Source organism: Paenibacillus sp. FSL H7-0357 (assembly GCF_000758525.1).
Taxonomy (GTDB): Bacteria; Bacillota; Bacilli; order Paenibacillales; family Paenibacillaceae; genus Paenibacillus_AQ.
On sequence record NZ_CP009241.1, the window covers coordinates 5,625,777 to 5,651,874 of the forward strand.

Annotated in this window: 16 protein-coding genes; 2 read left to right on the forward strand and 14 right to left on the reverse strand. The window is 45.9% G+C overall.

The window, feature by feature from the left end; translation table 11 throughout:
• Positions 1 to 4 precede the first annotated feature (4 nt).
• The gene (locus H70357_RS24925) at positions 5 to 721 is read left to right on the forward strand and encodes an ABC transporter permease (protein WP_038595194.1); all 717 of its coding nucleotides are present in this window, start codon (positions 5 to 7) and stop codon (positions 719 to 721) included.
• Positions 722 to 830: 109 nt separating this feature from the next.
• Here H70357_RS24925 and H70357_RS24930 read toward each other — a convergent pair whose 3' ends face one another.
• The 7 genes from H70357_RS24930 to H70357_RS24960 form a co-directional block, all read right to left on the reverse strand.
• A complete protein-coding gene (locus H70357_RS24930; RefSeq protein ID WP_156130940.1) occupies positions 831 to 2,288 on the reverse strand; it encodes a zinc-binding metallopeptidase family protein in 1,458 nt (485 codons plus the stop codon).
• Positions 2,289 to 2,464: 176 nt separating this feature from the next.
• Positions 2,465 to 4,429, reverse strand: a complete 1,965-nt coding sequence (locus tag H70357_RS24935) for a serine hydrolase domain-containing protein (RefSeq protein ID WP_038595196.1) — start codon at positions 4,427 to 4,429, stop codon at positions 2,465 to 2,467.
• Between the two features lie 332 nt (positions 4,430 to 4,761).
• Positions 4,762 to 6,726 (reverse strand): serine hydrolase domain-containing protein, encoded by a 1,965-nt coding sequence (locus H70357_RS24940; protein WP_038595199.1) that lies wholly within the window; start codon positions 6,724 to 6,726, stop codon positions 4,762 to 4,764.
• A 251-nt stretch (positions 6,727 to 6,977) separates the two neighbouring features.
• Complete coding sequence (locus H70357_RS24945; RefSeq protein WP_038595202.1) at positions 6,978 to 8,459, reverse strand: oligosaccharide flippase family protein; 1,482 nt, start codon at positions 8,457 to 8,459, stop codon at positions 6,978 to 6,980.
• Positions 8,460 to 8,551: 92 nt separating this feature from the next.
• A complete protein-coding gene (locus tag H70357_RS24950) occupies positions 8,552 to 9,688 on the reverse strand; it encodes an amidase domain-containing protein (RefSeq protein ID WP_038595204.1) in 1,137 nt (378 codons plus the stop codon).
• Positions 9,685 to 10,320, reverse strand: a complete 636-nt coding sequence (locus H70357_RS24955; protein WP_038595206.1) for a class F sortase — start codon at positions 10,318 to 10,320, stop codon at positions 9,685 to 9,687. Before H70357_RS24955 ends, H70357_RS24950 begins: the two co-directional genes overlap by 4 nt.
• Positions 10,321 to 10,366: 46 nt before the next feature.
• On the reverse strand, positions 10,367 to 10,711 hold the full coding sequence (locus H70357_RS24960; protein ID WP_038595208.1) for a hypothetical protein: 345 nt from the start codon (positions 10,709 to 10,711) through the stop codon (positions 10,367 to 10,369).
• Positions 10,712 to 10,878: 167 nt separating this feature from the next.
• Here H70357_RS24960 and H70357_RS24965 point away from each other — a divergent pair, with 167 nt between their 5' ends.
• Complete coding sequence (locus H70357_RS24965; RefSeq protein ID WP_038595210.1) at positions 10,879 to 11,352, forward strand: YhcN/YlaJ family sporulation lipoprotein; 474 nt, start codon at positions 10,879 to 10,881, stop codon at positions 11,350 to 11,352.
• 129 nt (positions 11,353 to 11,481) lie between these two features.
• On the opposite strand, the gene H70357_RS24970 is transcribed toward H70357_RS24965, so the two are convergent.
• The 7 genes from H70357_RS24970 to H70357_RS25000 all read right to left on the reverse strand — a co-directional run bounded on the left by H70357_RS24970 (position 11,482) and on the right by H70357_RS25000 (position 25,959).
• Positions 11,482 to 12,015, reverse strand: a complete 534-nt coding sequence (locus H70357_RS24970; RefSeq protein ID WP_038595212.1) for a hypothetical protein — start codon at positions 12,013 to 12,015, stop codon at positions 11,482 to 11,484.
• Positions 12,016 to 12,201: 186 nt separating this feature from the next.
• The gene (locus H70357_RS24975) at positions 12,202 to 15,783 is read right to left on the reverse strand and encodes an alpha-amylase family glycosyl hydrolase (protein ID WP_038595214.1); all 3,582 of its coding nucleotides are present in this window, start codon (positions 15,781 to 15,783) and stop codon (positions 12,202 to 12,204) included.
• Positions 15,784 to 16,491: 708 nt separating this feature from the next.
• Positions 16,492 to 19,977, reverse strand: coding sequence for a glycoside hydrolase family 2 TIM barrel-domain containing protein (locus H70357_RS24980; protein WP_038595216.1), 3,486 nt, complete (start codon positions 19,975 to 19,977; stop codon positions 16,492 to 16,494).
• 44 nt (positions 19,978 to 20,021) lie between these two features.
• Complete coding sequence (locus H70357_RS24985; protein WP_038595219.1) at positions 20,022 to 20,900, reverse strand: carbohydrate ABC transporter permease; 879 nt, start codon at positions 20,898 to 20,900, stop codon at positions 20,022 to 20,024.
• Positions 20,901 to 20,913: 13 nt separating this feature from the next.
• Positions 20,914 to 21,822, reverse strand: coding sequence for an ABC transporter permease (locus tag H70357_RS24990; RefSeq protein WP_038595221.1), 909 nt, complete (start codon positions 21,820 to 21,822; stop codon positions 20,914 to 20,916).
• A gap of 79 nt (positions 21,823 to 21,901) precedes the next feature.
• The gene (locus H70357_RS24995) at positions 21,902 to 23,497 is read right to left on the reverse strand and encodes an extracellular solute-binding protein (protein ID WP_038600406.1); all 1,596 of its coding nucleotides are present in this window, start codon (positions 23,495 to 23,497) and stop codon (positions 21,902 to 21,904) included.
• Between the two features lie 173 nt (positions 23,498 to 23,670).
• A complete protein-coding gene (locus tag H70357_RS25000; protein WP_038595223.1) occupies positions 23,671 to 25,959 on the reverse strand; it encodes an AraC family transcriptional regulator in 2,289 nt (762 codons plus the stop codon).
• Positions 25,960 to 26,098: the final 139 nt, after the last annotated feature.

Here is a 26,098-nt window from a genome sequence, read left to right on the forward strand (position 1 = left end):
TACAATGAAAACTATCTTCAAACTTACGCTTAAATCAGCAACCCGTGATCCATTTTTATTATTTTGGTCGATTGTGTTACCGATAGGCGGAACCATTGGCTTGGGAATGTTTATACAATCTCCGGATTACCCTGAGCGCATACTAACCGGCATGATGGCTGTCAGCATTTTGTTCTATTCGTTCATGACCACATCCTTCGCGGTCCTGACACAGCGCCGAAGAGGTGTATACAATCTGCTGCGTGTAACCCCTATGTCTCTCTGGAAATATATATGCAGTATTTCAGGTGCATGGACACTGACTTCTCTTGTGTGTGCAATCCTCGTATTGATATCAGGTATTTTTGTTTTTGAGCTGAATATTGCAGTACGTTCTATTGTTGCATTGATACCGGTGATAATTATCGCTACGATTGGCTATGTTTTCCTGAGCTTTTTTGCGGCCAGCCTGAGCCGGACGGAGAGCAATGTAAGTATCCTAACGAATATGATTACTATTCCGCTATTGCTTTGCAGCAGCGCATTTTACTCCTTGGATAATGCCCCGGGCTGGGTGCAGATGCTCAACCGGATTAACCCTTTTCAATGGTTTATCAACGGATTACGCAATTCTCTGGCCTTGGAGTGGTCCGGCTACTTTATAAGTATGGGGCTATTGTCACTGGTGGGGATTGCCACCTTTTTATTGGCATTAAGAACATTCAGATATGCTGATATATAAGTATCCCGCAGATCTAAACAGCGGCAGTCCAGACAGAAAAACACGCCCAAAATGCCGCTGTTTTATTGCTTTATCTTTCTCCGTCTGTTTCAAAAGTCTTGCTTTCCGCTTATTGCTTTTCGTTTGCATCTTTTACCAAGAAACCCAGCAGACCTTTGGCATAGGGTTCTGGTTGACCTAATACTTCTACCGGGGTACGGTCAATTACGGTTGTCATTTTAATAAATGACCCTATCTGCTCATCCATAAAATCAATGTCCAGTTTGTCTAAATATCCGTTGGGTCCTGTTGCACATAAATAGTCAGGCGCTGGAACAAGTGAGATATTCGGTATCCCGGCGTCAAATAACGGTTGCCCTTCGCCGAAATGTATATTGTTTATCGGTTTCAACGTTATACTTCTCACTTTCGTTCTTCCCTTAAGCGAATCCAAATAAATTGTATTCATCATCTCATTTGCTGTATACACAAGTTCAGTTTCAAGATTTCCGGTGTCGCTGTATTGGCTATTCTCCTGATTATCTTTCCATTCCCTGCATCCCAAGTGCTCCAGTGTAAGACCTGCCACCGCCTTCTGATGGCCTCCTTCTCCGTCCCAAAGTTCAGGATGATCTTGCAGCCAGCGTGTAGTGGCTTGACCCTGTATGCCGAATTGCGGAATTTGGAAGTGGCCTGTAACGAACACAAACACTAAGTCCCTTTGACGCTGTTCCAATGGAAGCTTTGAGAAATACTCTGCCATCGCCAGCAGGCCAACCCCTCCGTTTTCCTCACAGGCATTCGGTCCGTCTGTATGGGTATTGATCAGGATATTTTCGCTTCTATTCGTTCCCGGAAGAATGGCATAAAGCGTATCGCTATCTGCATTTTCCTCGATTTCAGCATGCAGCACTAAACGTGCTTTAGCATGCCGGAAGGCTAGCTGCTTCAATTGATCTCCTGTGTTCCCGTCTACCCATAGAGCCGGACAGTCTTTAAGTGCAGTTGTGAATGGAAGGTATTGCCCCCTAACGTTTTCTGCGGATATCTTTTTCCACACACATATCACGCCTAACACTCCAGCTTGTTGTGCCTCTACTAAATCCGGACCTTTCATTAACGAACTAACAACAGAATTTCTTAGTCCGAAAGGAAGCTTTGCGCTTTTAGGAAACGAGGTTCTTTTTCTAAGTGCTACCGAAGAGGGAAGTTTAGAAACGGTTACTTCCACAATCGCGATTTTTCCAGCCGCCTGTTTGAAATTTCCGGGTCCTGAACCACAATAGATCAGTTCACCCACAACGCCATCCTCTGTGGTTGTTCCTGAATAGGGGTAGTAGGACGTAACGGGATATTCCTCTATGACGCCATGTTCCGCCTGCACAGACAGACTCCATTGCTTTGCTTCCCATTTTGTGAATACATGCTTGTCCCGGTTGACTTTCAGTCCCATGTCCGTTAATTCTTGTTCGAAAAAATCAATCAGCTTTCTATGTGCCTTATTTCCAGTAAATCGCGGACCGACTCTATTCAGCTCTTCTTGCCAATACCATAGCTTATCTTTGTCAGGAAGGATGTTGCTATTCATAGTACATAGCTCCTTTTTGCTGTAGCTCAACTTAATACTTTTCTTCATCACTGATTCCATTATAAAGGTTGAAGTATACTGCAAGGTCAAGCTCCTCCTAAAATTAAAGACCCGCAGAGGGATGGGGCATCCATCCCTTCTGCGGGTCTTGTTTGTATTTCAGCATCGCTTTTACATTAGAACAAATTTTGAAAAAGCAATCCCATCAGCACAGCAGATTCTTGATTTAACAGCATATCCTTCGGCCGATATTGTACTGTTCCATTAGTCGTTGCAACATCAGGACCATACAGATGAAGGCCCACTACGAATTGTACACCTTCAGATGCCCAAGGGCTGACATCCTCGCTTAGCTCAGCCTTTACAGGTTCAACCATTAAATTTTGCTTCACCAGCCTCCATATTATAGTTGCTGCCTGCTCCCGGGTCACAGGCTCATCCGGGCGGAAGCTTCCATCCGAAAATCCCGATACGACTCCGCTTTCAACTGCAGTCTGAATAACTGCCTCATACGGATGACCCTTAGTATCGCTAAACTGGCTAGGAGTTGAAGAAAGCGGGAAATCTGTAAACTTGAACAACTGGGCAATAAATTTGCCCCTTGCCAGGGGTTCTTCCGGCTTAAATGTATCCTGATCCTGCTGAATCACACCCAATTGAACGAGTTCATAAATGTATTTTGCATAAGGATGATCCTCTGGAACATCAGAATATTTCGCAGGCTCAGGAAGCTTCTCAGACCAGCTCCCCTCCTTGTTGTAAGAGAAGTATTCCATGTTCCCGTCTTTATCCGCTTTGAAGCCGGCAGGCACTCCCTCCTCATCATAGAACAGCATATCCTTTGACTGGCGTAAGACATGCTCTCCCCGGGGATCAGACACCATCAGAGTTCCGTCACCGGCCTTAATATTGTAGGTCCAGCCAGGCATACGCAAATCCCGATATAACCCTTCGAATGGATGCAGTTGCTCTTGCGTAGGCTTCGGCGTTTTGATCACAGGACTTATCCCTTTGCCAGGGAAATAGCGGTTCATAAACTGCTCAAAGAATGGGGCCCGGAGGTTGCCTTTATCACTGTTAAACACAATGAATATTCCCGTTTTCTCTTCAGGCAGCAACCATAGATTGCTATGAAATCCCGGTAAATCGCCACCCTTCTCAACGACAGTGTATCCATTGTAAGACGACGGATAAATAGTCTCCAGGCCATAACCGCTCCCCGGAATATCAGGATGAATAGTCACACTGTTCTTCTCCATCTCCAAGACTGAGTCTTTCGTTAAGATGCGTTTAGAACCCTGTTGTCCATAGTTAACCATCGCCTGAAGGAATTTCGCCATGTCACTGCCTGTTGAGAACATGCCTCCTTCCGGACCGCTATCAGGGATATTGGGAATCTGTGCTGCAGGCTTCAGTGTTATATCATAAGGGGTAGCAATGGCCTTCTTCACCTCACTGTTGAACAGCACATTACTGTTATCCATACCTAAGGGTTCGAACAAGCCCTTTTTCATATATTCTTCAAAGGTTGAGCCACTCGTCTGTTCGATAATGTAGCCCAGCAGAGAAAATCCATAATTGTTATATCTGTAGGCTTCACCAGGTTTACGGGTAACAGTGGGTACTGTTGCTTTTACATATTCCTCCAAGCTGTAGGCTTTAGCAGGATCAGCGGACCCGCCTAAATCAAAACCCGAAGTATTGGTCATCAAATGCTTAAGAGTAAGCGGGGACCCTGTTTTATTAGGAATTTGCAGATGAGGCAAATAGCCCTGTATATCCTTATTCAAATCAACCTTGCCTGCCTCAGCCAACTGCATGATACCTACAGAGGTAAGCAGCTTGGAGACGGAAGCCAGACGAAATACGGTCTTATCTGCATCGAAAGGTTTCTTGGCGGCAACATCAGCGTAACCGTAACCTTGATTAAGCAATACCTTGCCATCTTTAACCACAACAACTGCAGCTCCTACAAGCTGTTCTTGAATTTCTTTCTGTTTAAAAAACTGATTGGTAAATTCCTTTACATCTGCCTGTTCCAACTTTGCGTCTGAGCGCTGAACGGGTTCAGCTTTCGCCAGTGCTGTTGAAGGCAGTATAAGTAAGGTGGCAAGGGCCAGCCCGAGGATTTTTTTCATCATAAATCTCCTAATCATAGAATTGGTTAGTACTCCATAAGCAAAAGGGTCTAAATAGTTTGTCCGTAGGTTTCAACTATGATGTCATCTGGTAACTCCCTCCTTTGACTGGATCGGTATCCTATACCCTTTCTAGTTTACTCAATCAATTCTTAACAATCTTTATTTGATTCTTAACTGTTTCTTAAAAACGCAGCCAACAGCATTTCATGGTAGTATTTAGGGTGTAGGAGGGGGTGCTCCAGTTGTGATCCTCCAAAAATTAAAGACCCGCAGAGGGATGGGGCATCCATCCCTTCTGCGGGTCTTGTTTGTATTTCAGCATCGCTTTTACACTAGAACAAATTCTGAATAATCAATCCTATCAGCACAGCAGATTCTTGATTTAACAGTATATCCTTCGGCCGATATTGTACTGTTCCATTTGTTACTGCAACATCAGGACCATAAATATGAAGGCCCACTACGAATTGTACACCTTCAGATGCCCAAGGGCTGACATCCTCGCTTAACTCAGCCTTTACAGGTTCAACCATTAAATTTTGCTTCACCAGCCTCCATATCATAGTTGCTGCCTGCTCTCGGGTCACAAGCTCATCCGGGCGGAAGCTTCCATCCGAAAATCCCGATACGACTCCGCTTTCAACTGCAGTCTGAATAACTGCCTCATACGGATGACCCTTAGTATCGCTAAACTGGCTAGGCCTTGTAGAAAGCGGGAAATCTGTAAACTTGAACAACCGGGCAATAAATTTGCCCCTTGTCATAGGTTCTTCCGGCTTAAATGTATCCTGATCCTGCTGAATCACACCCAATTGAACGAGCTCATAAATATATTTTGCGTAAGGGTGATCCTCTGGAACATCAGAATATTTTGCAGGCTCAGGAAGCTTCTCAGACCAGCTCCCCGCTTTGTTGTAGGAGAAGTATTCCATGTTACCGTCTTTATCCGCTTGGAAGCCGGCAGGTAATCCCTCCTCATCATAGAACAGCAGATCCTTAGACTGGCGTAAGACATGCTCTCCCAAAGGATCTGACACCAGCAGAGTTCCCTCACCGGCCTTAATATCGTAGGTCCAGCCAGGCATACTCAAATCCCGATATAACCCTTCGAACGGATGCAGTTGCTCTTGCGTAGGCTTCGGCGTTTTGATCACAGGACTTATCCCTTTGTCAGGGAAATAGCGGTTCATAAACTGCTCAAAGAATGGGGCCCGGAGGTTGCCTTTATCACTGTTAAGCACAATGAATATTCCCGTATTCTCTTCAGGCAGCAACCATAGATTGCTATGAAATCCCGGTAAATCGCCACCCTTCTCAACGACAGTGTATCCATTGTAAGACGACGGATAAATAGTCTCCAGGCCATAACCGCTCCCCGGCATATCAGGATGAATAGTCACACTGTTCTTCTCCATCTCCAAGACTGAATCTTTCGTTAAGATGCGTTTAGAACCCTGTTGTCCATAGTTAACCATCGCCTGAAGGAATTTCGCCATGTCACTGCCAGTTGAGAACATGTGTCCTTCCGGACCGCTGTCAGGGATATTGGGGAGCTGTGCTAGAGGTTTCAGTGTAATGTCATAAGGGGTAGCAATGGCCTTCTTTACCTCACTGTTGAACAGCACATTACTGTTATCCATACCTAAGGGTTCGAACAAGCCCTTTTTCATATATTCTTCAAAGGTTGAGCCGCTCACCTGTTCGATAATGTAGCCCAGCAGAGAAAATCCATAATTGTTATATCTGTAGGCTTCACCAGGTTTACGGATAACAGTAGGTACTGTTGCTTTTACAAAATCCTCCAAGCTGTAGGCTTTACCAGGCTCAAGGGAGCCCCCTAAATCAAAACCCGAAGTATGAGTCATCAAATGCTTAAGAGTAAGCGGGGACCCTGTTGGATTCGGAATTTGCAGATGAGGCAAATAGCCCTGTATATCCTTATTCAAATCAACCTTGCCTGCCTCCGCTAACTGCATGATCCCCACAGAGGTAAGCAGCTTGGAGACGGAAGCCAGACGAAATACGGTCTTATCTGCATCGAAAGGTTTCTTGGCGGCAACATCAGCGTAACCATAACCTTGGTTAAGCAATACCTTGCCATCTTTAACCACAACAACTGCAGCTCCTACAAGCTGTTCTTGAATTTCTTTCTGTTTAAAAAACTGATTGGTGAATTCCTTTACATCTGCCTGTTCCAACTTTGCGTCTGAGCGCTGAACGGGTTCAGCTTTCGCCAGTGCTGTTGAAGGCAGTATAAGCAAGGTGGCAAGGGCCAGCCCGAGGATTTTTTTCATCATAAATCTCCTAATCATAGAATTGGTTAGCACTCCATAAGCAAAAGGGTCTAAATAGTTTGTCCGTAGGTTTCAACTATGATGTCATCTGGTAACTCCCTCCTTTGACTGGATCGGTATCCTATACCCTTTCTAGTTTACTCAATCAATTCTTAACAATCTTTATTTGATTCTTAACCGTTTCTTAAATGTGCTGCCTGCTTCATTCTTATAGTTTGAACCTTGGAAGTCAGTTCTGTATGTATGGCTGGCTGTTATAATATTTTTCGTATGCACCGTAAATAAATATAAATTCCCGAGGTCATAAAATATAACATAGTTATAGTTATAAATCGCCACAAATTCATGATATATTCGGAGCCTTGGAATAAATTTATCATTCCCAACAAAATACAGATTCCGAATGTAAAATCATATAGTAAGGGTTTCACTATTCCTTTAAAGGCAACCTCCTTGTTGCGTAAAACTTTCATATTCCATATAGACGCAACCAATTCAAGTACAATTATTGCAATAGCAGCCCCCTTATAACCAAACCCGGGGATAGCCACTAAAAAATATTGGATGATTATTGAACATGCGATTCCGGAAAGAAGTCCAAAGAAGGGATCTTTCCTATTATCCTGAGCCCATAAAATACTGGTGGAAATCTCACGAAAACCAACGATCAGAGGGATAGGGGCTAAGGCTCTAATCACATGACTTGCGCTGTCCGTATTAAAAATGTAAAAAGACAGTTCATCTGCATATACAAATAAAAACAAACCGGTTACTCCTCCCCATAACCAGCATGTGTATAAGGCAGTATTACAGATGCTAATGAACTTTCTTTTGTCTCCCTTTTGCCACTCAGCAACAATGTGACTCGTTAAGATATGACTCAATGCTCCGGTAAACAGTGTAGGCGCATAAACTACAATGACGGCCATTCCATAAATAACTCCGTATATAGCGGTTGCTTCAGAAGCACTGTAGCCTGCTGCAACGAGACGATTGGGAACAAGAAGAGCATCAACAAATTCTGAAAGCGGAATAAACAGACGGGTAGCGGAGATTGCCAACGAAGTTCTCACAAACCAAGAGAGTGTTATAAATGAATCTCTGCTCCTGTATGAAGATATAGTTTCTTTATTAAGTGAAATGAAAATAGTCAACATACTAAATGAGATAAATGCGCCCATGAAAGTGCCGTATAATCCATATCCAATTGCCCGCTCTACACCGAGTGACAAGAACTGACCAACAAGCAACAGCATAAAAACAAATCTGAACGACTGCTCAACAATCTCCGAGAATGCGATTATCCCAAATTGCTTCAGCCCTTGCAGGTACCCTCGTACCAACCCCAGCAGAGGTACTGCAAATAAAGATAAGGAAAGACTGCGAATCCCATATTCCAGTCCAGGATTACTCAGAAACCCGGCAACATCTGATGAATTCCAGAAAACCCCAAGACTAAGAAGGCCACAGGAAAGAATAAGACATAGCGATACTATTTTTAAAAATCCCCAACCCTGTTTAGGTGCTTTAGCTGTTGCAATAGCAAGTGTCGTTGGAAATCCGCTGGTAAGCATCAAGATAAATCCGTAAAAGGAATAGGAAATTTGATACAGTCCTATTCCTTCTGCGCCAATGATTCTTGTAAGGATCACCCGGCCGACGAGTCCAATCAACTTCACTACGAACATGGCGCCGGCTCTGATCACGAATTGTTTGATAAGCCGGGGTATCCTCATTTTCCCCTCCTGCATCACATAATGGTTCTTATTTCTATGTGTATGACAGTGAGCCCCTGATATGCTGACAAGCCTTAATTTCACTCATTTGCTCAATCTTTGATGTGAAATAACTGATATCTAGTATCTCTGTCCCATCCTAAATCAAAAGGAACCCGATAACGGTCAGCGGTGTGTGAATTAACTAACGGATAGCCATAATCATCAAATCCGACAACGACGGAGAAATGATCCGTATCATCATCATGTAATATATAACCGATGAGATCCCCAGGCTTCAGCATGGAAAGCGCACCTTCAGGGTATTTATCAGAGGGGCTGGTAATTTGCAGATAATTACCCTTAGCAATAAGCTTGCCATATCCAGATCTTATAAGGAAGCGACTCAAGGAATCTGTTTGAACCCAGGTTTGGGTTCCACCTGAATTTTTAAAATAACGCCAGTTCCCTGCCACAGCTAAACCCCCGCCCTCCTCAGCATCTCCGATGACCTGGGAAGCAAAATTTGTACAGTCCCCTCCTTTACTTGTGTAATCCATATATTTGTTATTGTAACGATGCTGATTACCGGCCCCCCAAGCAGCTCCGGCATACTTGTTGGCATAACGGACAGCACGATCGCGGTTATACATTTTGTTGCTGGTATGATCGGAGGATTGTGGCTTAACGGAAGGGGCTAGCCCGTCTAATCCTTCTGTAACCTTATCCGGATTCTCATCCAAAGGATCTAAGTACCATTCCCTGGAAACTTTCCAAAGTCCGTTTCTTTTTTTCAATGTAATGAAATGCCTTGTTCCAACTCCGAAAAATTGCTCTGGCAAAATTTTGTTTGTATAGATATATCCAACTTTGTGGGATTGCACAAGTGAGACTACAGCTTGATCTCCTGCAATACTCTGACGGACAATCCGAATAGTGCTTTGAGAATGTGTCAATTGAATAGCTCTTTTATTTGACCATTTATTTAAGTATTTCATTCTGTTTTTTTCATGCTGCAGTGCAATTTGACTGGCTTTATCATCAAGGTAATAATCCTTTACTTTTTGAAGGTCTTGGCTGATTATTGCTTCAGCTCTGACCCTGTATAAGTCATCCAATGCAGACTTAATTTCATGGTCCACCTTATTTTGTTTAGCAACTGCCGCATTTGCTGAAAATGGCAGAATGGTCATAACCAATATCATCACAACTATTTTGTATATATATTTTATTTGTGTGCCTCGTTTCATAGTTCCCCACCTAATTTAGCGAAAATAACCAATCTTTGTTCATGTTCCTTTTTCTTTCTACTGTAACGGCCAGTACAAGTAATAAGATTCAAGCGGTAATCATCGCTTTTGCCGAATATGCGTTCTAATGGTGCTTCCTTGGGTTTGAAAATCTCTACGGACTCGACGGTGTAGGTTAATTTATTACCTTTTAAGCTGGTAACAATAATTGGATCACCTCGTTTTAGTTTTTTCAAATTAAAAAAAATTGCTGGCCCTGTGTAACTATCCACATGCCCGTCAATAATGACATTCCCCTTCTCACCAGGTAACGTACCCGGGTATAAAAGACCCGCCAATTGTGTATCTTTGGGCACATCCATCTGACCATTATCAAGCACAGCAACCTTTTTTAATTTGGCCTTGACTGAAATTGAAGGAATAGTAATGACATCAGGCATAAATTTGACAGGTAAGACATCCGTCTTCTTCATGATTTTAATTTTTGTTGGCTGCGAAGCTGCTGTTGGAGTAGGCAAAGCCTCTAGTACTACATCTTTTTTTTCATTTCCATTATTGGATTGAGATGCAAATAAACTGGCAAGCCCCAGACAAAAAATCACCAAAATATACAAGCTGATTTTTTTTTTCATATTTAGAAAAGAAAGAGGGTCAAGAATTCAACCCTCTTTCATCCTCCTATTCCATTTGTTCGCTGGCACCGCCGAAGCCGGATTTTGGCATTTCGGTTGCTTTTGTCTTAATACTCTTGGCTTTCAGACTTTTAGCTTTTAATCCTTTAGTTTCAACACTTTTTATTTTCATGCTTTTTCCTTTAACACTTTCCGCTTTTATCTTGCTTGGTTTGTGACTTTTCATGTGCAATTTCTTTTCATGCTCTTTGTGCATCTTTTCCTTATGAATCTTTTCTGAGTGGAGCATCTTTTCTTGTTTTGCGTGAGGTTCACTTGGTGCTGCTTGTACCGCAGAAGCAGCTGACAGCATTAGACATACCGACATTATTGCTACAGAAATTTTTTTCATTTTATACCCTCCTTAAATTTTTTCCCCGAATATTAATATCTCCACAATGATCTTTTTTAGAGAAGTAAATTAATCCCACCTCCTTGTTTTTATTCCACTATTTAACATAAATAAAATGACATATTTCCTTATTCTCTGAGCAAAATACGGGCATGGAGGTGATATTAATGAAAAGACTGCATATGTTAGTGCTTATGACCTTGGTAATTGTTGTCCTTTCCACGGGCTGTGGTACTAAAAACAACAACACAACAAATGGATATAAGACTCAATCAAAGGAACAACATATGATTCATAAAGCCGATTCTACTCACTCGGATAAGGTTGCCAAAGACCTTTCCAAGATTAGAGGAGTAGATAAAGCCACTGTTGTCATCCATAACAAGGAAGCAATTGTGGGGCTTGATGTAAAACAAGGTGAGAATCTTTCCATCATTGAACAGGACGCGGTACGGACTGTAAAACGTGAATTGCCTAATCATAATGTGCATGTGACAGCAGACAAAAACCTGCACATGCGTATTCAAAGTCTCCATCAGGGCATGAAACCGCTTGACGGGCATCCTGTCCGGAATTTCTCGGAGGACGTAACTACACTCATCAAAGACATCGGGCGAACCGTAACTTACCCTTTACGTTAACTTTCACTCAGCACGAAATGGGGTGTCCCAAAAGCCATGAAATGGCTTGCCCGGGACACCCCATAGGTGCTTCAATAGTTATAGCTTTCCGTGGTCAATGCGAGTTGTGGTTCAACTTCACCAAGACAATTAATAATTCACTTCCAGTGGGATCATGGATCGAGCCGAGGCTTCATACTCTTGGGGGATGAATGGTTTGGCCGAAGAATAACTCAAGTAGGTATCCACTATTTTAAAATATAAAAAGGCCACGCTGCTTTCATCTTCCGGAATCCATTTACCGTTTACTTCATCGGTAAGCTGCACTTCTTTTTCATCGCTGCCCTCTACAGCAGGCCCAATCTCTTCTTCAGATTGAGCAATAGCCATACGCAGGAATTTAAGGATTAACGTATTCTCCTTCACCTCTATACCTTCAAAGGAATCGTCCGGCCCACCGCCGATTGTAGGGATATACACTTTTTTGACTCCAGCCTTTTGAGCCGCTGCGAGAATCTCCTTCTTCTGCTGATCGGTATATATCAAAGTATTGATTTCATTTTCTGTTGCAGAAGGAGAAGGAGAAACTGTATTATTTGGATGATTAGACACGTCGCTGCATCCTCCCAGCACCAGTACTGCTAAACAGCTCACCATTAACAATTGTCTTCTTGTATATTTCATGATTAGTCCTCCAGACTTGATCATTGTTTTCTATTTCAGAAGTATAAACTCCAGCCATAATCTATAAGTTTCATAATGTTTTCAATTATAATAAATTTTTGTAAATTACTTTACATAAAAGTGAAGCACCCTCAGTACGGTGAAATACCGGCTGAAGGTGCTTCTTTTAATAAGACATGCTGCTGGTTACTTCAGGTAGGTACCCGTCACTCCAATTCCGCCGCTGCCGTTTAACACATACACTCTCGCATTTCCTTTACCGGAGCATGTCAGTGTAATTGTGCCGTTGGTTACATTTTTCGAATCGCCGGTCACCGCATCCACGTAAGTTCCGTTCGGAATTCCGGTAAAAGTGGCATTGCCCGAAATCGTAACCAATGCAAAGCTGTCAATGCCTTTGGCGTTGTCAGTATATCTTCTCTTAAACGCCAGGTTGCCCGTTACATTCTCTGTAGAATACTGACCTTTCTGCAAAGCAGGAACCGCTCTTCTGATTAGATTGAGCTGTCTGATATGTTTGGCCAGAGGGTAGTTGAGCGAGTCCGCAAGTGTGCCGGTAGCATTGGTATATCTGCCGTAATCTTGTACTGTTACATTGCCTTCAATATGGTCACCGTAGTAAGCGCGGCCTGTTGTGCTGAGCGGTGCGTTTGGACCTACATCAATAACGGACCCCTTTTTGAATTCAATTTCAGAGCCATAGAAGATGGCGGGGATTCCCCGGAAAGTGAACATCAGAGCGAGATTCTCAGCCCAAGTGTCCTGTGTACCAGCAAAGCGCTGATTTTCCGGAGCCTGGTCGGGAGCATAGTCATGAGAGTCGATGTAGGTCACATTCCAGGTTGCATCGTTATAGAATTGGTCACCGCTTTTCATACTGAATGCTTCCTGTGCTGACTTGAAGGCCCAATGCATAGGGAAATCAATCACATCCATACCCGATTTCATGGAATAATCAGGCGCATGATAGGTATTGCCGATCAGGAAAGCATTGTTTGAGGTAGGCTGTCCTGCTGTAGTCGAGTTATCTGCCCACTCCTGTTCAACCGACGCTTTATTGGAAGCGTAATCATTTGTGTTATCGCCCGGATACGATTTCGAAGATTTCCAGGTATAAAATGGTGTCGAAATTGCCGGAATCCCGCTGTTCCATACATCTCTGTAGCGGGTGGCCACTTCACCAAAGATAAAGAAGTCCGAGCCGCCTCTTGTCTTCCAGGCAGGAATAAAGTATTTATTAAAAATATACCGGCTCACGTGCTTCACTGTATCGAGACGGAAAGCATCTACACCCATATCAATATATTGGTTATAGGAGTCTATCAAATACTGGTCAACTACAGGATTTTCCGTGTTGAGGTCGACGCAGTCTCCGGCAATCTGTCCTGTCTGTACGGTGTAAGATTCCCAGGAAAGACTTTTCTCCGTATGGTAAATGTTATTATTCGTCCCCTCTGTCTTCATTAAGGCAAGTCTTGCCTGATATTGCTGATCGGGTGTCATGGAATCATAGTTTGCCGGCAGCTTATCGGTTATTTTGAGCATGTTGTTAACGGTGTCCGGCTTGGTCTCATCTTTCTTGAACATGGGGAACAGATTCTCTTCACCGAAATTACCGGTATGATTAACGACGATATCCTGAATAACCTTCAACCCTTTGGCATGGGCCGCATGGATCAGCTCCTGATAGGAAGCGCCTGCCGATTCATACCTTGGGTCTACTTTGGCAAAATTGATCGGGTGATAACCATGATAATCATAACCGCTCGCATTCTCCACAACAGGTGTAATCCAGATGGCACTGAATCCGAGAGCTTTGATGTAATCGAGCTTTTGAATCAGGCCCTTGAAATCGCCTCTCCAGGCCGGGTCCGAATCCGGATTATTCGCCTTGGCATCATCCCATGCGTGCACGTTGTTGCTCGGATCGCCATCATAGAACCGCGAAGTGATCACGAAATAAATGCTGTCTTCCCGGAAATCTCCCGACTTTCCAATGTTATAGACAAAGCTTTGCGTGGTTTGATTACCGGCGCCGTCTATCACAAGAAACTTCAATGTGGTGGTTTTGGAAATAAGTATGGAAGGTCCAGTCAAGCCGGTCAGTGCATTGCCTGAAATATAGGCTTTAGAACTTGCGGATGGTTCCGTACCATCATCTGTGTAGTATGCCCTCGTCGTTGCTGCCTTGTTATCTTTTATCGTGAAGGATACAGTGACCTGGGACTCAGAATGCCCAACAGGCAAATTCGCTGTGATTGTCGGGGCTTGAAAATCGGCATTTAAGTCAATCACATAAGCGAAAGAGACTACATTTCCTGCTTGACCCAATGAGTTCACAGCAAAGGCCTTGATGGTCAAAGAGGAAGCCACCTGAATTGGCGAGGTATACAAGGCCGATGCTGTCGTAGGTGTTGAGCCGTCTGTTGTATAGTAAATTTTATCGCCGCTATTGGTACTGGAAAGTTTCACTGTCTGGGCAGAATCGTATGTCTTCGGTGCAGGAGAGACTGAAACCACTGGAATTTTGGGGATTTCCGGGTTGGCTTCATACCACACGTTATCCGTGTAATACCAGGACTCCTTCACACTGCGGGATAAATCGCCCGTCTGTTTGCCGCTGCCGTCATTAAAAATCAGACTCGCGCCCGCGGCATCAGCAATCGTATAGCTGTACCAATCGTTCCCATCCGACTTCATCAGAATTCCCGGCCATGCCCCGCTTGTTGGAACGGTTGCCGGACTCAGATTCCAATAATGAATTCGCATCGCTGAATTCCAGCTTGAAGGTTTCTTAATGTGAACCGTTACCCCGGCTGCGATAGCTGTGGGTGTCGGTGTTACGGTTGCCGTCGGTGTTGGTGTTGGTGTTGGTGTTGGTGTTGGTGTTGGTGTTGGTGTTGGTGTTGCGGTAGCTGTTGCTGTCGGTGTTGCTGTTGGTGTTGGTGTTGCTGTTGCTGTCGGTGTCGCAGTTGCTGTCGGTGTTGCAGTGGATGTAGGTGTTGCAGTGGATGTAGGTGTCGGTGTTACGGTAGGCGACGGAGTAGCTCCAGGCGAGACGGTCACATAGTCGATATTAATGTTGCCAGTGTCAGTGGAGTCGTATTTGTAAGCAACCGTATTATTTCCGGTCTGCAAGGAGAGCGTTTCTGTCTGGTCGCCCCATGTATCCCAATTGGCCAAGCTTGGCAAAGTTGTCTGTTTTACTTTTATTCCATTGACATAAATGGAGAGGTTTTTGGCGCTGCCCGTTGCATTCGCATAGCGGAGAGTGGCATTATAGGCGGCCTGACTGGACGCCTGGACGCTGAAAGTTGCAGCTGCTCCGGAGGCGGTGTATCCATCCACAAACCCGGTCCCGGAATATCCGGTGTGGTTTGTATTTACTTTCGCCCCTCCAGACAAGCCTGCGTTCTCTGCTTCGTATTTCCCGGTAACCGGAATTGTGACCGTCCAGTTTTTCCCGCCATTGCTATCCCAGTAATCTGTCGGGGCCGTAATATGATAACAATAAATTAGTGAGGCACCCTCCGGCACATTGATGTTCGCCGTAAATGTGGTCCCATTCCTGGCCATGGCCGTGTCCACAACATTCGTCCAGTTATTAGTAGTCCAGTGTAATGTTACAGCTGTCGCTGTAGAGCTTGTATAGGTGACCGTATAATCGGTATCGCTGGCCGAGGCCCCTCCTGATAAGCCAAATAAGCTGAAGCAAAGCGAAAAAATAACCAACCATGAAACTAATCTCCGAGCTGTTTTTCGTGCCAAATAAACAACCTCCTGATCTAATTTTTAATGGGATAACGTGCGCAAACGTTTGCATTAAAGAGAAAAAAAAGAAAATCTTCTAATATGACCACATTGGTCCATTGATCCCCTCCTCCGTAGGTAATTTGGAAAGATCCATCACGTGTATACGCTTACAATTAGAGTATTCGAGAAGCATCCGCTACGCTGTTACACAGAGTTTCATATCTCCAATGAATTTTCCTGTTATGATTATAGCCTCCATACTTTTCCAGGTCAATGAATCTCTTTGCCTATTAAGCTGTCGCTATAGCTACAAATTTCTCCAAGTTATTCATCCCGATTGTCGATTATTAAGCTACACTGTCAACAATTGTTGGGTCAGTAGTCCCCCCCTTTCCACATGCGCAAATAAAAAAACGCAAGACCACCGCTTTTACGGGTATCTTGCGTTTTGGAGCTATATAGATTGAACTTAAGGTTTTAGAGTAAAGGATCAGTCGCAACTACGGTGAATATTTGGACTTCCGGCCGCTGTTGTCGTAAGAATTTCTTGATTTTAACCGCTACTAGCGGTAGAAATCCGAAGACTGCTTATGCTTTCGATGATAGCTTTCCTTCGGAAAGCTTTCAGGCGGACACTACCGCTCCTCCAGTTCCAAAATCCCCCTCCATTGCTCCTTTTCCTTATCTCAGTTTTTAAGTTCAATCTATATAGCATTTATTGTCCTAATCAGCAGAAGGCCGGAATTGAAACCACTGGAAGTCAAACTGGCTGCCTGGCAGGAACAAGAAGGTTACTGTCCGGCTGCCGCTTACAGGCTCGAGGATAAATTCCCGCTCTGTGTAGCCGTCTGAACCGGCAAACTCCACAAGCTGCTTGGATTCGCCCCCGGGACCGCTGAACAGCAGATGAAGCGTATTGTTCTCAAGTGCAGAGCGCCCGCAGATTACAATCCGTGTACAAACCTGCTCTCCAAAGTCCATCCCGTCAAACACAAGAGAGACATTGTTCCCGATGCCTTCGATAGCGGTCTCCGTAACGTTGAAGGTGTCTCCGTATAGCCGGCTGTTCTCAAGAGCGGTGAGCCGCTCGTAGGCTTTGCGCTTGTGGACAAAGCGGAACCCTTTCAGGTGTATCTTCCGCCGCAGGACAAACGAGAGGGAAGTGATACCCGTCAAACGTTTGGGCAGCTTGTAGGTTTCCTCCTGATATACATTCCATTGTGACGGCTTCTGGTAGGTTACGATAGACAGCAGCCCGGCCCCCGGCTCTCCAGAAATGCCTTCCCAAATTTCAATCGGGAACTCTTCGCCGTCCAGGGAGAAAATAGGAAGAATGATCTCATCCGCCCCATAGTCGCCGAAATCAATCCGTTCGAAACAGATCCGGCTCTCCCCTTCCCGCGCCGTTGCAACGCCGCGATCGTTGCCGTTGGTCAGGTTAAGGCTGGCGCCGCTGTGATAGCCGGCGGATATAAACTCATAGGGGTCCAGATAAGCTTGGCCGAGCCCGGTGAGCTTGAATTCCATTTGCGAATAGAGCCGAATCCCCTCAGCACCGTTGGTAGTGCCACAGCGAATGTACACATCCCCATCTCCAAGACCGGTAATGACTGCTTCATGACCATCCGCCTCAATAGTCGCTATATTGGCATCTATCCCTCCGGCATTGGTAATGCGCCATTCTACATCCTGAAAGGTAGCATTCTCCGGATGAAGCTTCACACGAACTGGAAGCGCAGGATGCTCCGCAGTAAGGACATTGCCCTCGGGACAGATCAGTTCCAGCTTGCGAACAGGAATTTCCGCAGCCACCCTGCTTTGAATTTCTTCCGGTTCTTCCCTTGCCTCCAAAGGACAGTCCGCATAAAGGCATAACCCGTCTTCCGCAGCAGTTCCATGCTCCGGTGCTGCGGACTGCAGCACAAGCCCGGCGGAAGGCATTTCCGGTGAAGAAGCACGCAGGATGATCGTGCCCGTCTCCCGGGTGCCGGCAATCACAGCGAGCAGCTTGCCGCTGAACATCTTGCGGCTTACACCTTTGTATGGATCGTAGTCCGTGCTGTCGCCATTATCCAGACCAACCAGACGTCCGGGGCCTTCTATACTAAGGCTAACCCGGTTATTGGCGTTTGCCACCGGAAGACCTTCCTTGTCAGCTGCGGTAATCGTAACAAAGATCAGGTCCTCACCATCAGCCGTAATTTGCAGCTTATCGGGAGTCAGGACCAGAGAGGCGGCATCACCAAAGGAGGATTGCTGCTCCGTAGCGATCACATTGCCCAGACCATCATAGGCAACGGCACGGAGGACTCCCGGAGCATAAGGCAGCTGCCATTCTCCAAGCAGCTTGTGGTCATTGACATGATCGATGTCATAGGTGCCTTGGGATACGTCATTGAAGAACAGCTCAATCCGCGGCGCATTCGAGCAAACCCGGACATCAATGAGCTGCCCCCCCGAGAAGTCCCAGTACGGGAAAATATGGATCATCGGATGGGTTCTGTAATCCGTCCATTCCGCCTGATAAATGTAATAAGCATCCTTCGGAAACCCTGCCGTGTCCAATTGTCCGAAGTAGGAGTTTTTGGTGAAGTACGGAGTCGGCTCTCCTATATAATCGAAGCCGGTCCACAGAAACTGTCCGAGTGAATAGCTGGCATCGCGGTCGGCCGTGATGCAGGCCTCCGTGCTTTTGGCCCCCCAGCTGGTTGAGCTGTTGCCGAGGGAGGAGCACTGCTGATCATCGTCGGCCAGCACTGACTGGGCCAGCGGGAAATGATAGATCCCCCGGCTCTGTACGGTTGAACAGGTCTCGCTGCCATAGATGATCCAGTCCGGATGCTCCTGATGCTGGCGGTCATAATATTTCTCCCCGTAGTTGTATCCCACCACCTTGACAATATCGGCGCATTTCTGCGCATTCTCCCAAGGCATGTAGTTGGAGCCGATCGTTACGAATGCGTTGCCCCGGGGATCGTGGGAGAGGACCTCATCCTGCAGCTGCCTTGTGACCTCCTGGCCGCGGGCATCAGCATGGGTGTCGTAGATCTCATTGCCGATACTCCACATGATGAGACTAGGGTGGTTGCGGTCCCGCCGCACCCAGCTGGCCACATCCTTCTTCCACCACTCCGGGAAGAAACGGGCGTAGTCATAGGGAGTTTTGCTGCGCTCCCACATGTCGAAGGCTTCCGAGACGATAAGCATACCCATTTCGTCCGCCAGTTCCATCAATTCAACCGCAGGCATGTTATGCGCGGTGCGGATGGCGTTCACACCCATGTCCTGCAGCAGGACGAACTGCCGCCGCAGCGCAGCCTTGTTGACGGCAGCGCCCAGACAGCCAAGGTCATGGTGCTGGCACACACCGTAAATTTTAACGTGGTTGCCGTTCAGGAAGAAACCTCTCTCACTGTCCAATTCCACCCGGCGGAATCCGAAGCTTTGACGTTCTTCTTCGGTAACTTCATCCTGATCCAGCAGCTCCGTCTGGACTGTATATAGACAGGGATTACCGATATCCCAGAGCACCGGCCGGTCCACGGTCAGACGGCTGTGGGCATGAACGATAAGACCGCCGCCCTGCGCAGGGATCGCAGATTCCCCATGTGCGATTGCCGTTCCGCCCGCGTCCAGAATGATGTGGCGGAGCTTCAGGCCTGATGTTTCTGCTCCTTCTTCCACCTGCAGCTCGCAGTCCACATCGACTGTCCAGGCTTCGCCGCCCGCATGCCGGGCGGCAATATAAATGCCATCGGGAGCTATGTGAGTCTTCGGATAAGTCTTCAGCCACACAGAGCGGTAGATCCCGGCACCGGAGTACCAGCGGGAATTGGGGGATTCATGAATGACACGCATATGAATCGTATTATCTCCCTCAATCAGATAAGGGGTAATATCGAATTCAAAGGTTGAGTATCCATATTTCCATTCGCCCGCCACATGTCCGTTCACATAAAGCGTAGAATTCATATACACTCCCTCAAAACGCAGGGACAGGCGGCTGTGGGCTGGCACTTCGTCCAGGGTGAGGATTTTGCGGTACCAGCCTTCTCCGTTTTCATAGAGCCCTTGAGTGTTGTAGATCAGCCAATCATGAGGCAGCGAAACCGGCATCCAGTCCGCATCAGCGGCTACCTTCGCCAGCTCCGAATGAAGCGGCTGTTTACTGAAATGCCAGCCAGCATTCAGTTTTCTTTTGATACTCATATGGATAAGATTCCCCCCGTTTGTGGATTGCAGAGTGCAATTAATTATCCTTTCAATGCTCCCACCATAACACCTTTAACAAAATATTTCTGCAAAAAGGGATACAGGAGCAAAATAGGTGCCGTTGTCACGATGATGGCCGCATATTTTAAAGTCTCGGCAACGTCGCGGCTCTGGATCAGGGTTGTGGTCCCAAGCATGCTGGCATTGTCGTTCTCGAGAATAATGTTTCTGACCACAAGCTGTATCGGATAGAGATCCTGATCCCGCAGAAAGATCATTGCATTAAACCAGCTGTTCCAGTGGCCCACGCCATAATAGAGAATCAGTACAGCAACAACCGGCATGGACAGCGGAATGAAAATCCGGAACAGGATCGTAAAATGACCGGCTCCGTCCAGAAATGCGGACTCCTCCAGTTCCTTCGGAATGGCCATAAAATAGGTCCGCATAATGATTAAGTTAAAAGTGCTGACAGCCGTAGGCAGAATAAGCGCCCATAAGGAGTCCAACAGCCCGTAAGATTTCACAATCAGATAGAAGGGGACCAGTCCTCCCTGAAAAAACATCGTAAACACGATAAAGAACATGATCGGCTTCTGCAGCATCACCCCTTCCCGGGATAGAAAATAGGCTCCGAGAGAGGTCAGCGTCATATTAATCCCGAGCCCCACTACTAATATGAAAAGAGTGTTTTTGAAGCCTGACAGGATCGTAGGATTACTAAGAACTGCCTTGTAGCCCTCCAGGGAAAACCCTTGCGGCCACAGCAGGATGCCATTGAACGAAATCAGTTGGTTGCCTTCACTTAAGGAAGAGAAGAGGATATAGAGCATGGGATACAGCGTCAGAATAATCAGCAGCACCATAATAATGGCATTGCAAATGTCAAAAATACGTTCACCGAGCGACGTTTTAATCATCGTTGTCCACCCCTTACCAAAGACTGTTGTTACTAGCACGTTTACTGAAAGAGTTGGCGAGCAGCAAAATGGTGAAGTTGATCACGGAGTTGAATAGTCCCACCGCCGCACTGTAGCTGTAGCTGAATTCCAAAATCCCTTTACGGTAAACATAGGTGGATATGACATCCGCCGTCTCATAGATACTGGCACTGTATAAGAGAATGATCTTCTCGAAACCGACGTTCATGATATTCCCCAGCGCCAGAATCAGCATAATCATAATGGTCGGAAGAATACCCGGCAGCGTAACGTGGCGGATCTGCTGCAGCTTCGTCGCTCCGTCAATCTTGGCAGCCTCATACTGCTGCTGGTCAATTCCGGTGATGGCCGCCAGATAAATGATGGTTCCCCACCCGATCTGCTGCCATATTTCACTGATTATATAAATGGGGCGGAAGGATTCCGGTTGCTGCAGGAAGGAGATCCGGGCGCCGCCAAAAAAGGCAATGACATCATTAATCAGACCATCGGATAAGGTAAAATACCGGATGATTCCGGCTACAACCACCAGTGTAATAAAATGCGGCATGTAAGTGATCGTCTGTGTAATCCGCCGGAAAAGCGGGCTTTTTAATTCATTCAGCAATAATGCCAGAATAATCGGTGCGGGAAACCCGAATAGCAGGTTGAAAAAACTCAGCAAAACCGTATTCTTAATTACGCGAAAAAAGTAAATGCTGGAGAAAAACTCCTCAAAATGCTTGAATCCGACCCAATCGCTGCCCAGAATGCCTTTGGCCGGAACAAATTGCTTGAAGGCAATAATGGTGCCGTATAAAGGAACATAGTGAAATAGAAAATAGTAAATTACCACCGGAAGAATCATCAGGTAGAGCCATTTATTGCGCAATAAATCTTTTCCCAATCTGGATTTCAGCATAACTTTCTCTCCTTTGCTGCATTACTTCAGAAGGGGCCGCCCATTTTATCCTATTTATAGCGGCCCCTGCTGACAGGGTCTACCGTTTCATGTAACGCTCATAAGCTGCCTGCTGAATCTCCAGTGCCCGCTCAATGCCCATATCTTTCAACTGCTGAACATATTTATCGTAATTATCAACGGATTCGGTACCCAGAATAATTTTGAGCTCGACCTCTTTCACAAGCGCGTTAATGTCATTCATAATACTGCTCATTTCATCAGCTTCCTCGGCTGTTGGTGTAATCGGTGGAAGCAGATGGCTTTCATGATTGGTTTTCTTCCAGATATCGATGGACTCTGTGGTTTGCAAATATTTAGCTGGCAGATTGTTGTCCTGCTGGATCATCGGGAAATTGGTTCCGTGCGAGTATTTCATCATGACCTGATCACTGCCGAGACCTTCCGGATTTTTAACCACCAGATCGGTATATGCAGGTTTGCCGTTCTCCAGAGTATACGTAGTGCCTTCAACGCCAAACGTATTCAGCAGGCTGCCTTCCTCGGTGTAGGCGTAGTCCAGCCAGCGCATCGCCGCTTCGACATTTTTGGCAGTCGCCGATATTGCGGCTGAGCTGGTGCCCGCATAGGCATTATCCAGTTGTCCGAACTCGGGGAGCTGGCCTTTGGCAGCAGACGGATAAGGAGCCGCCACAAAATTGGCGTTCGGATCGGTTTCCTGTGCAGCGGAGTTGTACTTCTCGATATAGAACTGCCAGCCAATCGTTGCCCCGCTTACTTTGGAGGTCATCTTCTTGTCTACCGTTGCCGAATCAATCGAAGCAAAGTCCTTGTCAATCAGCCCTTCTTTATACCACTGGGCCATCGTTGTCAGATAATCCTTATATCCGGGCTCCAGATAGCCGTACACTACTTTTCCGTCATTGATATAAAAATTCCCCATCACTCCATAGGCCCCGGCAAAACCGCCGGTCCGTTCGCCCAGAAACATCGTGCGGAACGTTACAGGCGCAGCGGCATTTTTCTTTTCTTTAAAAGCAGTCAGCACCGTATGCCATTCATCAATCGTTTCCGGAACAGTCAAGTTCAGCTCATCAAGCCAATCCTTGCGGATAATAGGGCCGCCATATACCCGTCCGGCCTCGGAGCGGATGAACGGGAAGGCATAATAAGTGCCGTCATCTGTTTTGATCATTTTATCGATTTCAGGATGCTCCTGGAGCGTCTTCTTCAAATTGGGTGCATATTGATCAATCAGGTCATTCAGCTTCAGAATGTACCCTTGCTCTACCGCTTTATCCGGACCGCCCGGATACTGCAGCCATGTATTCAGAAAAATATCCGGCAGCTCACCCGAGGCCAGCAGCAGGCTGAATTTCTGGTCAGTCATGGGTGTTCCGCCTAAATGCTTGATTTTAATCCCTGTACGCTTTTCATATTCGTCATCAATAGGCAGTTTTTCCGGAGTACCTCCCAATTGTTCGTTCATAAAGGTGAGCTCCGTGCTGCCAGACATCGGATAAGCGAATTCTGCGGCAGGCGTTTCATTGGAAGGAGGGTTAGAAGCGCTTTCATTCTTGCTATTGCTTGAATTGCCGCATCCGGCTGACAGCAGAGCAAGACCCAACAGCAGGATAACCGATTGGTGAATTTTTTTCTTTTTGAATGTTTTCATCAACATGACGACCTCCGTTTAATGTGATTTGATGACTTGTTGCCTCTACAATGTAAGCGGATTTATTCGGGCAAACAATGTTCAATATGCAAAATCCATTGATCAAAACGCAAAAAGCGGATAGGCATTTTGAGTCCCTATCCTCCTTTTTGGAAATTGAAGATCCAGTTTGTTTATTGCAGATTCTTATATCGGCCAGGCGTGATGCCTTCATATTTTTTGAATACCCGGATAAACGCACTGCTGCTGGAGAAACCGACCCGGGAGGAAATTTCTTCAATAGTGACCCCCTCCAGCAGCAGCGTTTTGGCCTCGCCGGTACGGATCTGGCTGATGTAATCATGTAGCCCTTGCCCGGTTTGTTCCTTAAATAACCTGGATACATACTGGGGAGTAATGCCGAAATGGGCACCGATCATAGATACGCTGAGATTGATATCCGCATAATTGTCCTTCACATACGCAGATACCTCTTCCCCAATTCCGGTATTGGACATCAGAGTCAGCTTCTCATTGGCCATGCCGCAGGCCATCCGCGTCAGCTCCATCAGCTCTTGCCGGAATTCCCCGCGTGTTGTGCAGACTAATAGACGTTTCATTGGACGCCATTCTTCCCACAGCTTGGACCGCTGGGCCTCTTGAGGAATTGCCTTCATAATCGAGCTGGTCAAATCAATCATCGCATACCTCACCAGGTCAATGGACACCTGAGAACCGAAAAACTGTGCCAGAATGGCATCCACCATAGCTGATGCTTTATCAAACTCCCCGCTTTTAATCAGGTTAATAAATACGACTTCATCATTGATGGAGAGATAATAATCCGTTTCCTGCGGCTCAATTTCCCCATACCAAATAGACAGATTCTCTTCCAGCACCAGCCGGTATTCCTGAGCCTCCAGCGCCTGAAGATAACCCTGGTGCAGGCTGTTCAGTCCGGTGTGGCGCTCGCTTCCGGCCATAACAATCTGCAGACGGTACTTCCGGTCAATAAACTCCAGTGTTTTGGTCAGTGCTTCCTCAATATCCTCTTTCCAGCTGGCCGAACGTTCGGCATTGATATTGATTACAGCTGCCAGCATGCCGTCCATTTCGGTAAAGCTTAGACTATGATGCCCGCCGGTGAAATCCATGATGATATTGGAAACGATAAAATTGGAAAGGCTTGGTGAAGGACTGCCTTCTCCCCCGCCCTGGATATAGAACAGCAGCACCGCGAAATCCTCAGAATCCCATTTAAAATGATGCAGTCTTGCTGCTTCCTCCACAGACAATCCATCTTCAGCCTGCCCTTTAAGCAGACGGGATAAATAATAGGTTTGCAGGACACGAAGCTGCCTGAACTGCCGGTTGTTACTGTCATCCCTTTCACGGATGGTGGCCAAAGCGCTCTCCCTGATGAAGGAAAACTCATCCAGCACCCGCTGTGTCTGCTCATCCTTGGCACCCGAGAACATATTCACTAATTCGCGTACAGGATTATAGTTCTTGCGGGCAAAATATGAAATCACACCGCCTCCGACCAAAAAGCAGAGCAGCAGCCCGAACAGGTTCAGATTGCGGATTTCCCGCGCTTTTTCCCAAAACACACTTGAAGGAAAGACGCTTATATATTTCCAGTCTGTTGTGTCTGAATCGATAAAAGATACCATGTTTTCGGTCCCGGCGATATTTATGAAAGAGGTTCCAGCTTTTTTGCCGCCTTCTTCGGTGTACGGCACGTTCTGAAAGCCGGCAAGGCTGTTGTTCTGGAACAAAATTTGATTATTCTTATCTACAATATACACATCACCTTTATTGACCCAATCCACATTTTTCAGCATACTTTGAATTTTGCTGCCGTTCAGCGGAAGGATAAGCGCTCCTTTGAATGCATTTTCTGCTCCGGCGCTTGAGAAAGGCTTCATTAAAACAACCTTGGTTTCCCAACGTTTGAATTGGGTGAAAGGGGTCAATGCCTTGCCCCCGGCAGACTCACCCTTCAACAGTAACAACCACTCTTCATAAGGCATACCAATCATTTGGCGGTTCATCTCATAAAAGGTTTGACTGTCTACATAGGTCTCATCCGTCAGCACTTTGTCCAGACGGCTTGAATACAAATAAATTCCGCTCACAAAATCATTTGTCGATTTATATTTGCTTAACTCCTGACGGGTTTTGTAAATCTGAAAGGATTGACTCTTCTCTTCCTTGGTTGTCATGTTCAAGTATTTATTCACATCATTATGAATGGACAACTGCATAGCCATCTTCTCAGCCTGGTCAATTTCACTGTCGACCGTATTCTGCATCTGCTTCAGCATTGCATGGCCTGCCCGCTCAATTTCATATTCAACGATTTGTTTAGTTTGCAGATATATGATAGCGCTAACAATAAGCGGAATAAGCATAATCACAGCATAGGAGACAATCCATTTGTAGGCCACACTTTTGCTGAACATCAACTTTTTTTGCTTCATATTCCGCACTCCCTTACGGTGTCTTTGCCTTTGTCCTTGCTAGATTTCAACTATATATATAAATGACCCGGAGGGCAATCTACAAAATGAACCTGATTGATTATTTGTAAACTTCCGCTTTTGCAATAGCCTATTGCAG